General features: G+C 67.3%; 13 protein-coding genes. 5 read left to right on the top strand and 8 right to left on the bottom strand.

All coding sequences use genetic code 11. The features are described 5' to 3' along the window. Nucleotides 1-13: 13 nt before the first annotated feature. Both HWY37_RS15075 and HWY37_RS15070 read right to left on the bottom strand, forming a co-directional pair. Complete coding sequence (locus HWY37_RS15075; protein WP_176088943.1) at nucleotides 14-2077, bottom strand: TonB-dependent copper receptor; 2064 nt, start codon at nucleotides 2075-2077, stop codon at nucleotides 14-16. Between the two features lie 240 nt (nucleotides 2078-2317). Further along, nucleotides 2318-2728 carry a DUF2946 family protein gene (locus HWY37_RS15070; protein ID WP_175206523.1) on the bottom strand — a complete coding sequence of 137 codons (411 nt, stop codon included), beginning with the start codon at nucleotides 2726-2728 and terminating at the stop codon, nucleotides 2318-2320. A gap of 141 nt (nucleotides 2729-2869) precedes the next feature. On the opposite strand from HWY37_RS15070, the gene HWY37_RS15065 reads away from it, so the two are divergent. Continuing rightward, on the top strand, nucleotides 2870-3493 hold the full coding sequence (locus HWY37_RS15065) for a glutathione S-transferase family protein (RefSeq protein ID WP_175206524.1): 624 nt from the start codon (nucleotides 2870-2872) through the stop codon (nucleotides 3491-3493). A 370-nt stretch (nucleotides 3494-3863) separates the two neighbouring features. Further along, on the top strand, nucleotides 3864-4454 hold the full coding sequence (locus HWY37_RS15060; RefSeq protein WP_175206525.1) for a YceI family protein: 591 nt from the start codon (nucleotides 3864-3866) through the stop codon (nucleotides 4452-4454). 9 nt (nucleotides 4455-4463) lie between these two features. Here HWY37_RS15060 and HWY37_RS15055 read toward each other — a convergent pair whose 3' ends face one another. From HWY37_RS15055 to HWY37_RS15045, 3 genes are read right to left on the bottom strand one after another with little or no spacing between them, the layout of a single operon-like run. After that, nucleotides 4464-5837 carry a sensor histidine kinase gene (locus HWY37_RS15055; RefSeq protein ID WP_176088942.1) on the bottom strand — a complete coding sequence of 458 codons (1374 nt, stop codon included), beginning with the start codon at nucleotides 5835-5837 and terminating at the stop codon, nucleotides 4464-4466. Next, nucleotides 5813-6478, bottom strand: a complete 666-nt coding sequence (locus HWY37_RS15050; protein WP_176088941.1) for a response regulator transcription factor — start codon at nucleotides 6476-6478, stop codon at nucleotides 5813-5815. The genes HWY37_RS15055 and HWY37_RS15050 overlap by 25 nt, the downstream gene beginning before the upstream one ends. A gap of 22 nt (nucleotides 6479-6500) precedes the next feature. Continuing rightward, nucleotides 6501-7259: a COG4705 family protein gene (locus HWY37_RS15045; protein ID WP_176088940.1), complete on the bottom strand. Its 759-nt coding sequence runs from the start codon at nucleotides 7257-7259 to the stop codon at nucleotides 6501-6503. 490 nt (nucleotides 7260-7749) lie between these two features. Between HWY37_RS15045 and HWY37_RS15040 the strand changes: the two genes are divergently transcribed. Together HWY37_RS15040 and HWY37_RS15035 are read left to right on the top strand one after the other, a co-directional pair. Beyond that, entirely contained in the window at nucleotides 7750-9048 is a 1299-nt protein-coding gene (locus HWY37_RS15040) for an APC family permease (protein ID WP_175206549.1), read from the top strand. 65 nt (nucleotides 9049-9113) lie between these two features. Continuing rightward, nucleotides 9114-9965: an SAM-dependent methyltransferase gene (locus HWY37_RS15035; protein ID WP_175206529.1), complete on the top strand. Its 852-nt coding sequence runs from the start codon at nucleotides 9114-9116 to the stop codon at nucleotides 9963-9965. A gap of 5 nt (nucleotides 9966-9970) precedes the next feature. Here HWY37_RS15035 and HWY37_RS15030 read toward each other — a convergent pair whose 3' ends face one another. Genes HWY37_RS15030 through HWY37_RS15020 form a run of 3 tightly spaced genes read right to left on the bottom strand, consistent with a single transcriptional unit; the run spans nucleotide 9971 to nucleotide 14635 of the window. After that, nucleotides 9971-11122, bottom strand: a complete 1152-nt coding sequence (locus HWY37_RS15030; protein WP_176088939.1) for an acyl-CoA dehydrogenase family protein — start codon at nucleotides 11120-11122, stop codon at nucleotides 9971-9973. Nucleotides 11123-11157: 35 nt separating this feature from the next. Then, on the bottom strand, nucleotides 11158-13239 hold the full coding sequence (locus HWY37_RS15025) for an acetate--CoA ligase family protein (protein ID WP_246302307.1): 2082 nt from the start codon (nucleotides 13237-13239) through the stop codon (nucleotides 11158-11160). Nucleotides 13240-13279: 40 nt separating this feature from the next. Then, nucleotides 13280-14635 carry an MmgE/PrpD family protein gene (locus HWY37_RS15020; protein WP_175206532.1) on the bottom strand — a complete coding sequence of 452 codons (1356 nt, stop codon included), beginning with the start codon at nucleotides 14633-14635 and terminating at the stop codon, nucleotides 13280-13282. 226 nt (nucleotides 14636-14861) lie between these two features. On the opposite strand from HWY37_RS15020, the gene HWY37_RS15015 reads away from it, so the two are divergent. Beyond that, the gene (locus HWY37_RS15015) at nucleotides 14862-15755 is read left to right on the top strand and encodes an NAD(P)-dependent oxidoreductase (protein ID WP_175206533.1); all 894 of its coding nucleotides are present in this window, start codon (nucleotides 14862-14864) and stop codon (nucleotides 15753-15755) included. The last annotated feature ends 38 nt before the right edge of the window (nucleotides 15756-15793 follow it).

The raw sequence follows: 15793 nt of genomic DNA, 5'->3' as shown, positions 1-15793 counted from the left end.
CTCCTTGGATGAATCAGTACTTGAAGCTCAAGCGCGCCCAGACCGTGCGGCCCGGCTCGTTTACCGCCGTATTGGCGGGATACCCGAAGCCGGCGTTGCCCGCCAGATTCAAGTGTTCACTGTAGGTCTTGTTGAACAGGTTATCCACGCCCAGCGACAGGCGGACCTGCTTGTTGACGGCATAGCCGCCGTTGACGGAAAAGAAGCCGAAGCCCGCGCTGGGCCCGAAGTCCTTGCCGACCACGTTGCCTTCGTTCAAGGCATAGCGCTTCTGCGGGGCCACGATGCGCCACAGCGCTCCGGCCGACCAGGTGCCGTCGTCGTAGGCCGCGCTGAGCTTGGCTTCCAGCGGCGGAATCTGCGGCAGCGCCCGGCCGTCGCTGCGGTTCTGGCCCCAGGCGTAGGCCAGCGTTGCGCCCAGTTTCCAAGATGGCGTCAGCTTGTACGACGCGCCCAGCTCGCCGCCGGCGATGCGGGCATCGACGTTGCTGGCCTGTGAGGCCGGCCCCATCATGCCGCCCGCCGTGTAGTTGAACAGGATGAAGTCCTGGACATAGCCGGCATAGCCCGAGAACCAGGCGTCCAGCGCGTCCGTTTTGTACTGCGCGCCGAAGTCCAGCTGGGTGGTCTTCTCGGGCTTCACGCCCTGGAAGGCGTTGACCGAGCCGGCCGGTCCCTTGTCGGGGGAGAACAGTTCCCAGTAGTCCGGAAAACGTTCCACATGCCCCAGGCCGACGTACACCGTGGCGGGCAGCGCGGCCAGGTCATGCTCGTAGCGCAGGAAGCCGCTGGGCAGCGTGTCGTGGCGGCGCTCGCCGGCGGTGGGATTGGGCATGGGCATCATCATCGAGCCGTTGTCCTGGCGGAAGTCCTTGGCCGAGGCCCAGTCGATGCGCGCGCCGCCGATAACGCGGCTGTCCTGCGCCGCGCGCCAGGTCAGTTCGCCGAACAGGCCGGTATTGAAGAAATCCGCGTCCTTGACCCAGCTCTGGCTGCTGTACGGCACCGTGTCCGTGCCGCTGCGGGACCGGTGGCGGCTTTGCTGGAAGTCCAGGCCGGCGACCAGGCTGACGTCCGGCGCCAGCTCCAGGGTGTTGGCATAGCGGCCGCCCCAGGTGGCGCGGTCCACGTCGGCGGCCATGGCCATGGGCATGGCGCTCATGGGGTCCGGCGCGCGCAACGTGTAGTTGTCCATCACGTGATCGGCATAGTTGTAGTACAGCTGCGCCTCGACCTTGCTCAGCACGGGGCCGAGGTTGCGCTTCTCGAAACGCAGACCGAAGCTCTCACGCTTGAATTGCGATCCGTCCATGCCGCGGCCGGCATAGCGCGCTTCGCCGTCGCCGGTCCCCGCCGTCAGTTCGTAGAGCGTGTCCGCGTCGGGCGTGAAGCCCAGCGTCAGGTCGGCATTCCACTTGTCCCAGCGCGACGGCACGGTATTGCCGTCTCCGTCCTTGTAGTCCTGCGAATGGGAGTGGTTGGCGGTGATGCGGGTGTAGACCTTGTCGTTGCCCACGGTCAGGTCGGCGGCCTGGTCGTTGCGGCCGAACGAGCCCCCGGTCAGGCTGCCGTCGAAGCGCACGCCGGCTTCCGTGAAGCGCGGCGTGTCGCGGTCGAACTTGACGGTGCCGGCCGAGGCACCAGGCCCCCATAGCACGGTTTGCGGACCCTTGATGACGGTGAGCTGGTCGAAGTTCTCGGGCGAGATATACGAGCTGGGGGCATCCATGCGCGCCGGGCAGGCGCCCGGCATGGACGTGCCGTTGGTCAGGATGTTCAGGCGCGAGCCGAACATGCCGCGCAGCACGGGATCGCCATTGGTGCCGCCGTTGCGGATGGCGGAAAAGCCGGGAATGGTCTTCAGGTAGTCGGTTCCGTCGCTGGCCGGCAGCGGCTGGCGCGGAATCTTCGGGTCCGTGGTGAATGTCAGTGGCGCGCTGGGCTCCACGCCGGTGATCACCACGGGATCCATGGTGGCGACGCTGTTCGGTTCGGCGGCTTGCGGCCACGCGGGGAATGAGGCGGCCATGGCGGCGGCCAGGCAACTCATTCTCAGGAAATCCTTGTCTCTGGACATATCGGGTTCTGCGTATCGGGAAAGTTCCGTGGCAGGCGCGCATCGGCAGCGGCCCGCTCCTTCCTGAAGGAAGGCCGGGAACTCCGTGCCTGGTTCCGCGCCTGGTCGCTGCGGGACCCTCCTTCCCCGAGGCGCGCAGGCGCCATGGCCATGCGCGCGTCGCCTGTGCCGGCGCGACCGCTCAGGCGCGCCAGCGTGCTGGCCGCGCGAGTCGTGTACCGGTGAAGTCTGGGAAGTGGGTCAGGCGGACAGCGGCGGCGCGCGCGATCGCTGCGGCAATCGCGCCAGGGCGCTGGAGAACTGGGGTTCCGCGGCCGGCGGCGCCGTGATCGCGGGCGCGGCTGGCGGCAGGAACCAGGCGAGGAGGAAGATTTCGGGCGGAACCGAGCCGCTGAGCATGGCGCAGCCGGCCGTGCAGCAATGCGGCAAGGAGCCGCTGTGCTGCTGCATGCCCTGCCCTTGCCCGCCTTCCACGTCCATCGTCACCACGCGCGGACCGCTGGCCGTGCAGACGATGGTGGTGACGGCCGTCTTGCCCGAGGACAGGCCCGACGCCGCCAATGCCGACGAGGCAATCAGCGCCTGGAAGACGAACAGGGCCATCGCGACTAGCGCGACCCATCGTCTTCCGGCGTAGGCACCTGCGTGCATGGACATCCCCTTAACGGCGCAGATGCTATCACGCTGGGCGGAGCAGATGGCAGTTGGAATCGCCAGGTGATCGGGCTACCCTGTACCCCGCAGCCCGTTGTGGCGACATGGCTTTTCAACCGTTGAAAGTAGAGGATGCAGATGTCCCGTTGGACCTTTTATTCCGCCCCTGGCACCTGTGCGCTGGCAACCCATATCGCGTTGCACGAAGCGGGCGCCGAGTTTGATCTGGTCAAGCTCGACATGGGCGCCGCGCAGCAGCAGAGCCCCGAATACCTGCGCGTCAATCCCAAGGGTCGCGTGCCGGCGCTGGCGACCGAACATGGCGTGCTGACCGAGACGCCCGCCCTGCTCGCCTTCGTGGCGCAGAGCTTTCCGGCCGCGCAACTGGCGCCGCTGGACGATCCCTTCGCATTCGCGCGCGTGCAGGAACTGGCGAGCTATCTGGCCTCCACGGCCCACGTGGCGCATGCCCACAAGCGCCGCGGCGCGCGCTGGGCGGACGATCCGGCCGCGCATGCCGCCATGCAGGCCAAGGTGCCGCAGAGCATGACGGCGTGCGCCGCCTACCTGGAGTCGCAGATCGTCGGCCCCTGGGCCGCGGGCGAACGCTATAGCGTCGCGGATGGCTACCTCTACACCATCGGCAGCTGGCTGGAAGGCGACGGCGTCGACATGACGCAGTTCCCGAAACTGACGGCCTATCTGGCCCGCGTCGGCGCCCGCCCGGCGGTGCAGCGCGCGGTGGCGGAAGCCAAGGCCTGAGGCAGGCGCGCCCCGAAGGGGGCGCTATTTGATGCGGGAACCGGGCCGTGGCGCTCTCGCGCCGTTGCCCGGCGCAAAGGCGGCGCCTAAGCCCTGCGCGCTGTCGTGGAGTCCGCGCGCACGCGCGACCTGCCCGATGGGTATGCGCGCGCCACCCACCTGCTGGATTGGCTCTGAAATGGGCTGGCACCACTGGTCCTTGGGACTGGCGCCAAAAATAGAACGCTGCGGCCAGTTTTGCCCTTCTAGCGCAGCATTGGATCATTCCCTATCCTTGCTCCACGTCTTCAGTGTCAGCTGAATTTAAGGTTATGGACAAGACGGACAGCCTGCCCGGTCCCGGAGCGGCGCCGTACACGGAGAGAACCACATGAAACACACCTGCTCAGCCCTGGTCGCGGCCACCCTCCTCACCCTGGGCAGCCTGCCGGCGCACGCCGCGCCCGTGGACTACCAGATCGACCCGGAACATACGGAAATCGTGGTGACCTGGAATCACCTGGGTTTTTCCAAGCCCACGGCGCATGCCGGCGGCGTGACTGGCGTGATCCGCTACGACGCCGCCCAGCCTGCCAAGTCGGCCGTCGACCTGCGCGTGCCCGTGCCGCGCCTGACCTCGCACGTGGCCAAGCTGGACGAGATGCTGCAAGGCCCGGAGTACTTCCAGGCGGCCAAGTATCCGGACATCCAGTTCAAGAGCGCTTCCGTGACCGACCTGGGCAATGGCCATCTCAGCATCAACGGCATCCTGCGCATCAAGGACATCGAAAAGCCCGTGGTGCTGGAGGCGCGCCAGAACAAGCAAGGCGTCCATCCCATGGCAAAGCGCCCGGCCATCGGCTTTGACGCCACCACGGTCCTGAAGCGCAGCGATTTCGGCGTGGACGCGTTTGCGCCGGACGTAAGCGACGAGGTGCAGCTGCGAATCACGGTGGAGGCGGTGGCCGGCGCGGCGCCTTGAGAACCCGGTCTAGCCTGGCATCCGCGCCTGGGACGCAATCGGAAAGACGATGGTGACGCTCAAGCCGGCCTGCCGGGCCGGATCCGTGTAGTCGAGGCGGATGTCGGCGCCGGCGCGCGCGGCGATGGTCTGCACAATGGAGAGCCCCAGGCCGGAACCTATCTGCGCGCTACCCAGGCTGCGGTAGAACGGGTCAAAGACCCGCTCCCTTTCACCTGGGGGGATGCCGGGCCCGCTGTCCTGAACTCGCAGCGCGGCTTTGCCGTGCGCCGCGCCTACGGAAAGATCCACTCTTCCTCCCTCGGGCGTGTAGCGTATGGCGTTGTCGACCAGGTTCTTGACCACGGCGTACATGTCCAGTTCGTTCACCCAGACCTGGGCGTCCTCCGCGCCTTCGACCCCTAGGTCGATGCGCTTGGCGTCGGCCAGCGGCATCAGGTCCTCCAGCACCCGGCGGTAGACGCCCTTGATGGATACGGGCGATCTGGGGGTGCCGGCGTCTGACTGCGCCCGCGCCAGGCTCAGGAGCTGATCCAGCAGGCTGCGGCCGCGTTCGATGCCCAGTCGCAGCACGGTCAGCCGTTCTCGCGCCGTGTCAGACATCTCTGCTTGCGCCAGCCGTTCGGCCTGCAGCGACAGCGCGGTCAGGGGCGAGCGCAATTCGTGCGCGGCGTCCGCCACAAAGCGGTGCCGGGACTCCATGGCCTGGCCGACGCGGGCCAGCAGGCGGTTGATCGCCACGGCGAACGGCCGCACTTCCAGCGGCAGGTGGCGGTCTTCGACGGGATGCAGTTCCTGCTCGCCGCGCTGGTCGATTTCCTGGGAGAGCGTGGCGATGGGGCGGAACATCTTGCGCACCAGATCCGCGACGATCAGCAGCAGCACCGGCACCAGGACCAGGAAAGGCATGACCGCGCGCAGCGCGCCATCGCGGGCAATTTCATTGCGAAAGCCGAGCTCCTGGGCCACGGCAATGCGGTCGCCCATGGTCGTGGCCTTGACCAGCACGCGGAAGGTCTCGCCTTGTATGTCCAGGGTATGCAAACCGTCGGACAGCGCCACCGGAAGCGCCAGAGGGCCGCCCGCGTCCACGCCCGGCGATGAGCGGTTGTCCTCGCCCAGGCGTTGGACGATGACGCGCGCTTCCTCGTCGCCGGCATTGTTACGCACGGCCGCGCCGGCAGGCGGCGGCGACAGGCGCTGCGTATCCATGAGCTGGGCCACCTGGCGCAGCACATCGTCCTGCAATTCGTGCGCTTCATTGAAGGCAGAGCGGAACGAAAACACGCCTGCCACGATGGCCACCGCGAGTATGGCCAGCGACAAGGTGAAGGACAGCTTGAATTGGATCGATTCGTTCAACCGCCTTTTGAGACCATCCATCCGACTCCCCTGACATTCTTGATGATTGCGCTGCCCAGCTTGCGCCGCAGCGCATGGATCAGGAATTCGACGGCATTGCTCTCGACCTCTTCGCCCCAGCCATAGATGCGGTCTTCCAGGTCGGCGCGCGAGAGTATCGCTCCGGGCCGCAGCAGCAAGGCGTGCAGCAGCGCGAATTCGCGGTTGGACAGTTGCACCGCAGCGGCGCCCTGGACGCTGGCCGCCTTGGTGGCCGGATCGAGCGACACGATGCCGTTGCCGAGCAGAGGCGCGCCCGTGCCGCCCTTGCGCCTGAGCACGGCGCGCATCCGCGCCAGCAGCTCGGCCATCTGGAACGGCTTGGATACGTAATCGTCCGCCCCGCCGTCCAGGCCGCGCAGCCGGTCATCCAGCTCGTCGCGGGCCGTGATGATGAGCAAGGGAACCGGATTGTCCCGGCCGCGTATGCTGGCCAATACCTCAAACCCATCCTTGCCCGGCAGGCCCAGATCGAGCAACACCAGGTCGTAGCGCTGGCCATCCAGCGCCGTGAGCGCGTCCTGTCCGTTCCTTACCCAGTCGGTGGCATAGGACGCATCTTTCAAGGCGCCGTCGATCGCTTCGCCGATCATGGGGTCGTCTTCGACCAGCATTACGCGCATTCGTCCTCCGGCAGGTTGTCGTTCAATGCGCCGCCGCGGCCGCGCGTTGCCTGAACAGCAGGATGGCGGCCAGCATGAAGGCAAGCAGAGCCGCCGACGCGGAATAGCGGCTCAGCGCCAGGCCGCCTGCGCTGACCGGCTTGTCGAGAAAGTCGCCGACCACGGCGCCCAGCGGGCGGGTCAGGATGAATGCCGCCCAGAACAGCAGCGTGCGGGACATCCTGGTCCAGTAATAGGCCGCCACCACCAGGGCAAGCAGCACGCCGAACACCACGGCGGCGCCGGTGTAGCCCAGGCCCGCCGTGTCGGCGGTCCAATCGCCCAATGCCGTGCCCAGGGTCTGAGAGAACATGATGGTCAGCCAGTAGAAGGCTTCCGCCTTGGGCGAGCTGACGGTGCTTACGGACACCGAGCCCAGGGCCCGATGCCAGACGTAGAGCGAGGCGAGCAGCAAGGCCAATAGCAGGGTCGAACCGCCAGCGTACCCGATTCCCAGCGAACGATCGGCGAAGTCGGCCAGCGTGGTGCCTACCGTGGTGGTGGCGATGATGGTGGTCCAGTAAAGCAAGGGCCGGAACTCCCTGGCCCTGATCTGGGCGGTCACGGCGGCCAGGAAGAGCACGGCGAAGATGCCCGTTCCGACCAGATAGCCCAGGTTCATGGACATGGAAACGGCGTCGCCGCCGGTTTCGCCTAGCGTGGTCGCGGCGATTTTGATGAGCCAGAACCCCAGGGTGACTTCGGGGACTTTAGCCAGAGGGTGTTCGATCGATGATTTCATGGGGCGCTCTCGGTTCATGCCTTGCCGGCTGACTCAAGGTGATCCTCGCCTGGAGGCAAGGGCTGGGCGTCATTTTGATCACGGTGACTTAGCGCTTCCATAGGGGCTGCATGCGCGCCCTTGCAATTCACTCCGACTCGCCGCCACCTATCAATCTTAAGAAATCACTTTAACTAAAGTGCTTTAGAAGAAATTATTAATTCATATTAATCAATATGTTAATAGATTATTCTTATGTCGAATCGAGGACCGAATTCCGAAGAATTTCAGGCCGCTGACTGCGTTTAAGGGAAAACCAGAAGAAACTTTTCTGCGCGGAATTTAGTCGCAAATTATTCAGGCAATTGTCAGACTGCGCCGTCGGACGACGTCGCTTCCCCGCGCCAGCCGCGTTCAATCGAGAGCCTTCCCGATGACTCAGCCCACCCTGCGCTCGCCCACGAATCCGGCATTGTTGCGCCAGGCGCGGGCGCCCGCCGGCCTCTCCGTGATGGACGCGACGGTGGTGCTGGTGGGCGTGGTGATCGGGATCGGCATATTCGGCTTCCCGCCCCTGGTAGCCCAGCATGCGGGCTCCGAGGCCATGTACATCGCGCTCTGGTGCGCGGGCGGATTCGTGATGCTGATCGGCGCGCTGTGCTACGCCGAACTGGGTTCGGCCTATCCGGGCGCGGGCGGCGAATACCTCTACCTGACGCGAGCCTGGGGGCGGCGCGTGGGCCTGATGTTCGCCTGGGCGCGCTGTTCCGTGATCCAGACCGGCGCGATCGCGGTGGTGGCCTACATCTATGGCGACTACGCGCAACGCCTGTTGCCGCTGGGCGCGCACGGCCCTGCCCTGCACGCCGCGATTTCCGTGGTGGCGCTTACCGCCCTGAACGTCGCGGGCACGCGTTACTCCAAGCGCCTGCAATGGCTGTTTACCGTATTGACGCTGGTGGCGCTGGCTGCCGTGCTGGCGGCCAGCCTGACCGCATCGGGGGACGGCGCGGCGGGCGCCGATGCCATGCCCGCGCCGCTGGTCGGCAATCCGGCGGGCCTGCTGGGCATGGGCATGGTGTTCGTGCTGCTGACGTATGGCGGCTGGAACGAGGCCGCCTATCTCAGCGGCGAGCTGCGCGACCCCGGGCGCAACATGAGCCGCGTGCTGCTGATCGGCACGGTGGTGGTGACAGGCGCCTATGTGCTGACCAACTTGGCGCTGCTGGAGATCTTCGGCCTGCAGGGCTTGCGCGACACGCCGGCGCTGGGGGCGGACGTCATGCAGCTGGCCGCCGGTCCTTATGCCGCGGCCCTGCTCAGCCTGATGATCTGCGCCACCGCGCTCAGCACCATCAACGGCACCATCATCACCGGCGCTCGCGTGTACTACGCGCTGGGACGCGACGTGCCGCGCTTGCAGGCGCTGGCCGGCTGGAGCGCGCAAGGCGAAACGCCGACGCCGGCGCTGCTGGCCCAAGGCGCGATCACGCTGGCGCTGATCGCCCTGGGCGCGTTCAGCCAGAACAGCGTGCAGACCCTGGTGGCGTACACCGCGCCGGTGTTCTGGATTTTCATGCTGCTGGTCGCCGCGTCGGTGTGGCGGCTACGGCGCACCGATCCCGACCGCCCGCGCCCGTTCCGCGTGCCGTTCTATCCCCTGCCCCCGCTGCTGCTGGCGCTGACCTGCGCCGGCCTGGTGTATTCCAGCGCCGTGTATGCCGGCGCCGGCGCCCTGATCGGCCTGGCGGTGCTGGCGGCAGGCCTGCCCATGCTGCGTTTTCTTGGCCCGCCACAGGCGCGGGGCTAGCTGCTGTTTCCCGGGCGGCGCGCCTCGGGCCCGCCCGCATGCCTTACACGCAAGGAGTACATGTCATGCAAATCGCGATCGAATCCTTCAAGCCCGCCCTGCGGCTGCGCGGGGCGCTGCTGGCCTCGGCGCTGGCGCTTGCGGCCATGGCAGGCGCGCCGGCTCAGGCGCAGAGCGCCACCACCCCGCCCGCGCAACAGAAGGAGTACGTGCCCGACGTGGGCCAGGAAGGTAAGGACGTCATCTGGGTGCCTACGCCCCAGACGCTGGTGGATACCATGCTGGACATGGCCAAGGTCACGCCCAAGGACAGGCTGATGGACCTGGGCTCGGGCGACGGCCGTACCGTCATCACCGCGGCGCAGCGCGGCTTGAAGGCGCAAGGCATCGAATACAACCCGGACCTGGTCGAACTGTCGCGCCGCAATGCGGAGCGGGCCGGCGTGAGCGACCGCGCCACCTTCGTGGCGGCGGACCTGTTCGCCACCGATCTGTCGCAGGCGGACGTGATCACCATGTTCCTGCTGTCCACCATCAATGAGAAACTGCGGCCCAAACTGCTGGAACTGGCGCCCGGCACCCGCATCGTGTCGAACTCGTTCCGCATGGGCGACTGGGAGCCGGACGCCTCGGAAACGATCCAGCAGGACTGCAATACCTACTGCACGGCGCTGCTGTGGATCGTGCCGGCCAAGGTGGCGGGCAAGTGGGACGTGGGCGGACAGACCTTGCAACTAGAACAGCACTACCAGTACCTGTCCGGCAAGCTGGGCAGCGCGACGATCTCCGAGGCGCGCCTGAACGGCACCGAGATCTCCTTCGTCGCCAACGGTGTGCGGTATACCGGGCAGGTCAATGGCCGGCAGATGAACGGCAGCGCCGCGGGCCAGGGGAGCTGGTCCGCCAAGCGGGTGTAGCGGTCCTAGCGCGGCGGCCGCTGCGGGAAGCTGCGCTCGAAGATGCCCTCGGCGATGCGGTTCTTCAGGATCTCGATCGAGCCGCCGGCGATCATCCAGCCGCGGCAGCGCCGCACGCAGTATTCGACCAGCGATTCGCGGCTGTAGCCCAGGCCGCCCAGCACCTGCAGGGCATCGTTGGCGACGTCGAAGCCAACCTGGTTGCAGTAGGCCTTGGCGATGGCGGTCTCCGTGGCCGACGGAAAGCCGGTATCGGCCGCGCTGGCGGCCCGGTACAGCAGCAGCTGGGCCGCGTCGAGCTTGATGCGCATGTCGGCGAACTTCCATTGCAGCCCCTGGAACTCGCACAGCAGCCTGCCAAACTGCTTGCGTTGCATGGCCCAGTTGCGCGCCTCTTCGTATGCATAGCGGCCGAGGGCCAGAGAACGCGCGGTGTTGCCGATGCGCTCCACGTTGAAGCCGGCGATCTGCTTCTTGAAGCCGCCCTCTCCCAGCACCACCATGTCGTCGGCGACGAAGACGTTGTCGAAGAAGATTTCAACCCACTCCTCGCCCGACATGAAGGCGGAGCGCTTGCCCAGCTTGACGCCGTCCGCCTTGGTATCGATCAGCACCGAACCGATGCCGCCCGTGCCCGGCCCGAAGCGCACGTAGGTCAGGATGACGCTGGCGTGCGGACCGTGCGTGGTGAAGATCTTGGTGCCGTTGATGCGCCAGCCGCCATCCGCCCGCGTGGCGCTGGTCTTGAGTTCGGTGACCGCCGAACCGGCGTCCGGCTCCGTCATGCCCACCGAGATCAGTCCTTCTCCCGCCAGCAACGCGCTCAGGTACTTCTGCTTTTGCAGCGCGCTGCCATATTCGGCCAACACGCGGATGGCGCCGAAGTTGCCGGCCTGCACCACGTCGGCGCTGCGCGGACACACCGAGGCAACGGTTTCAATGGCGATGACGGCGTCCATCAGCGAACCGCCCACGCCGCCGTCCGCCTCCGCGATGGTGATGCCCAGCAGGCCCTGGCGGGCCATCTTGCGGGCGACGTCCCAGGGGTAGTCGTCGGAATGCGCGCGCTCGACCGCGCCGTCGCGCAGTTCGGCCTGCGCGAAACGGCGCACGGCGGCTTGAAAGTCCTGTTGTTCCGGAGTCAGGTTGAAATCCATCTTTGCTTCCTGGTAAGGGGTAATCGGGTTGGGCGTCAGGCCAGGCGGGCCAGGCCGTCGACGGCGACCACGCCATCGGCGCGGACGAACAAGGGGTTGATCTCGGCTTCCTCGACGCGCACGCCGGCCGCGCAGGCCAGGCGCGAGAACGCCGCGATGGCGCGAGCCAGGGCGTCGCGATCGCCTGGCGGCAGGCCGCGAAAGCCGCATATCAGCCGGGTCTGGCGGACTTCGAGGATCATCCGGCGGGCTTCTTCCTCGTCCACCGGGGCCAGGCGCACGGCATAGTCGGGCGACAGTTCGGCGGCGATGCCGCCCGCGCCCAGCAGCACGGTCGGGCCGACCAGGGGGTCGTGCCGGTAGCCCAGGATCATTTCGATCAGGCGCGTCTCCATGGGCTGCACCAGGATGCCGTCGACCTGTGCGCCGGGCGCCCCGCGCCTGACGTTTTCCAGCATTTCGCTGGCCGCCGCGCGCAGTGCGTCGCCGTCGGCGATGCCGACGCGCACAGCGCCCAGTTCCGTCTTGTGCGCCAGGTCGCGCGAGCAGACCTTGGCCACCACGGGATACGGCACGGCATGCGCCAGCGTGGCCGGATCGGCAAGCTCGCCCCGCGCCACCGGCACGCCCAGGCTGCGGAACAAGGCGCCGGCTTCGTGCTCGCTCAACATGCCGGAACGGGGCAGCGCGGCCGGCCACGCGTACGCCGCGCCGCTGGCAGGCGGCCTGCCGTCAGCGGCAAAAAACGCCGCCAGCGCGTCCGCGCAAGCCTCCGGCGTGCGGAACGCCGCAATGCCGCCGGCGCGCAGCAGCGCCAGCGACTCGGGCGCCTCGGGCGCCAGAAACACCGCCAAGGGCTTGTCCGCCGGCTTGTCGGCCTCCAGTAGCGGCTTGACCGCCAACCCGGGATGAAACTGCGCCGACGAACCCACCACGCTCAGCACGGCATCGCACCAGTCGGCGCGCAGCAGATGCTCCAGCAGCATCTTGTACTGGGCGCTGCTGGCCGCCAGGGTCAGGTCGATGACCGGGGTTTCGCGGATGCGGAGCCCCTGTTCGGCGATGCGGCGCACGAAGTCGGCGGGCGGCGCCACGGCCGCCATGCCGTGCAGTCCCAGGTTATCCACCACCGTCGCCGCGCCGCCGCCCGTCGTTGTGATCACCGCGACCCGCGCCGGCTGGTCCGGGGCGCGCCGCAGGCTGTCATTGCGGGGATGGCGAGCCGCCAGCGGCGCAAGTTCGAACAGGGTCTCCAGGTTGCGCACGCGCATGACGCCATAAGCTTTGAGGAAAGCATCTACCGCGACGTCATTGCCCGCCATGGCGCCGGTGTGGGACTGGGCCAGCGCGTCGCCCTGCTCCGAGCGTCCCAGCTTGTAGGCGATCACAGGCTTGCCCGCGGCCCGCGCCCGCGTCAGCGCCTGGCCCAGCGTGGCGGCGTCGCGCAGCGTCTCCAGGAACAGCAGAATGGCCTTGCTCTGCGGATCGTCGACCAGCGCATCGACCACTTCACCCACCGTGATGTCGCTTTCGTTGCCGACGGACACCGATTTGGCGAAGCCGAAGCCGCGCGCCGCCGCCCGCGACAGCAACGATCCCATCATGGAGCCGCTCTGCGACACCAGGCTGATGTCGCCCGCCAGCAGGGTGTCCGCCTCGAAAGCCGCATTGACCGAGAGAATGCCGCCGGTATGCAGGTTGGCGCAGCCGATGCTGTTGGGACCCAGCAGGCGCAGGCCCAGCTTGCGGGCCTGCGCCACGAGCGCAGTTTGGCGCGCCAGGCCTTCGGGGCCGGTCTCGCCGAAACCGTCGGAGTAGACGGTCACCACCCGGGCGCCGGCCTGGGCGCACTGCTCGAGCACGCCCGCGGCTTCGCCGCCCGGGATCATGACGAATACATGGTCGACCGGGCCAGGCAGGCCGGCCAGAGAGGGATAGGCTTGCTCGCCCAGGATTTCCGCGCGGCCCGGGTTGATGGGATAGACCGCGCCGGCATAGCCGTGCTTGCGCATGAACCGGAGCGGCCGGGCGGTATTCTTGCGCACGTCGCCGGAAGCGCCCACCAGGGCGATGGATCGGGGCGACAGAAGCGCATCTGCAAAAGAAATGTCTGACATGGATGAGGCAGGTGTCATGGATGGGCTGAGGGGAAATGCGTCAGGGTTGCGGCATGTCGGCGGCCAGCCGCAGGGCGCGCACGGGCATGGCGTCCAGGCGCCAGACCGCATCGCGCAAGGCCCGGGCGCGGGCGCGGCCGAGCACCGGCCCCGCCAGCTCCTCGAACTTGTCGTTCAGGTCGGCGTCGGACAGAGGCGACTCCGGGTCGCCCTTGCGGTAAGGGGAATGGTGTTCCAGGGTCTGGCCGCCGCAGGTGGTGATGGTCACGCGCGCTGCCCGCATCTTCGGAAAACCGGCGGTCAGCGCGGCATCGGCCCGCAGCTCCAGTTTCTGCATCAGTTGCCGTATGCGCGGGTCCTGCAGGCGCTGCGGCTCGAAGGCATCCAGGCGCACCGAGCCGTGGACCAGGGCGTGCGCCACGACATAGGGCAGGCTGAACTTGGCCTCGAAGGCGGTGGCGGGGACGAAGTTGCCGGTCACGTCCAGCGCCGTCTGGTAGGCGTCCACGCGCAAGGATGCGATGTCGTCCGCGCGCACGCCGCGTTGCCGCAGCGCCAGCGCACCGTCGATCGCGGCAAACGTGTGGCCGCAGCAGCCGTGGTTCTTCTGGGTGATGTTGAGGATGTTGTAGCGCGCGCCCAGTCCTTCGACCGCCAGGCTCCAGTCCGGCTCGTGCGCCAGCGCGGCGCCGAAGCCGACTTCGCCTTCCAGGATGTCGCGCACGCCGGTAATGCCGTGGGCGGCGCCCTGCCCCGCGCGCACGCCGACCGCCGCCGCATGGCCCGCATGCAGCGCCTTGCTCATGGCGTCCGAGCGGAACGCCTGTTGCAGGCCGCTGGCGAACGTGCCAGCCGTGGCCAGCGCGTGCAGCATGACCCCGGCGTCGCCCGGCGCGCACAGGGCGGCCGCGGCGGCCGCGCCGCCGAAGCAGCCTACCGTGCCGGTCGTGTGGAAGTAGCGGTAATGGGCTGGTTGGACCGCGGCGCCGATGCGGGTCGAGATTTCATACCCCACCACGATGGCGTTCAGCAGTTCCAGGCCGCTGGCATCGGCATCTTCGGCCAGCGCCAACGCCGCCGAGATGGTCGGACAGCCCGGATGGTAGATCGCGTCGCGATAGATATCGTCGAACTCGACGGCATGGGACACGCTGCCGTTGATCCAGGCCGCCGTGGCCGGAAACGCCGTGGTGGCGCATCCCGGCAGGCTGGATCTGCCCGAACCCAGCTCCGCGCCATGGGCGCCCAGCAACTGCAGGCATGGCTGGGTGCGCGTGCCTGGATACAGGGCGGCCAGCCAGTCCAGGAAGGCGCGTTTGGCGTGGTGGATGACGTCGTCAGGCAACCTGGCCCGGGTGTCCTGCGCGCCATAGGCCGCAATCGTGTCCAGCAACATGTATGTCTCCGTTGTCGTCGCGGCGCGGCGGCGCGTCGCTCGTGTCTGCCGATCACTCTAGGCCTGCGCGGGCGGCCTGCGTTGATAAAAAGGAAAACGAGCGTTCTTGTTCCTGGGGGGACCGAAATGGAGAACGTTGCTTTGCCAATTTTTCATACCGGCAGCCCGGCGCGCTCCGTAAGCTGCATGCAACAACTAAAAAACCCGCGATACAAAGGAGGAAGTAATGAGTGACAGCAAGACCCCGCTGGGCTTCATCGGCCTGGGCGTGATGGGCGAACCCATGTGCGCCAACCTGGTCCGCAAGTCCGGCCATCCCGTCTACGTGACCGACATCAATGCCGAACCGGTAACCCGGATCGGGGCGCTCGGCGGGCGCGCCTGCACCTCCATCATCGAGGTGGCCCAAAGCGCGGAGATCGTGTTCCTGTCCCTGCCCAGCATCGTGCAGGTGGAACAGGTGTGCACCGGGCCGGGAGGCTTGGTGGAAGCGGCGGGACGCGTGCGCATCGTGGTTGACATGAGCACCAGCGACGTCACCCGCACGCGCCAGCTGGCCGAGAAGCTGCGGGCTCACGGCATTCTGCTCATCGATGCACCCGTGGCCCGCATGCGCGAGGCCGCCAGGCTGGGCACGCTGATGATCACCGTGGGCGCCACACAGGAAGACTACGAGACCGTGCTGCCCTATCTTTCCTGCATGGGCACGGACGTGCTGCTCTGCGGCGGCGTGGGCAATGGCCAGGTGGTCAAGATCATGAACAACATGGTGGTTTTCATGACAGTGCATGCGCTGGCCGAGGCCATCACGATAGGCCGCAGCGCAGGCGTGGACGGCGCCCTGCTGCTGGACGCGCTGAGCAAGGGGTCGGCGGACAGCTTCGTGCTGCGCAATCCCGGCCAGAAGGCGCTGGCGGCCGAAAACTATCCCGAAAAGACCTTCCCCACGGAGTACGCCATCAAGGACATCCTGCTGGCGCTGGAGCTGGCCAGGCAAGGAGAGGTGGACGCGCGTTCGGCCAAGCTGACGCATGACCTGCTGGAGCGCACCCGCGCGGCCGGCTACGTCAAGGAGTACTACCCGGTGATGGTCAAGCTGATTGAGCGCGGTTACCAGTAAGCCGGCCGCACGGGGCGGCGTAACTCGCGCCGCTCCTT

The organism is Achromobacter anxifer (assembly GCF_903652925.1).
GTDB classification, from domain to species: Bacteria; Pseudomonadota; Gammaproteobacteria; order Burkholderiales; family Burkholderiaceae_B; genus Achromobacter; species Achromobacter anxifer.
Note: the sequence above shows the minus strand (reverse complement) of the source record. Positions and strands in the feature narration are given on the sequence as shown.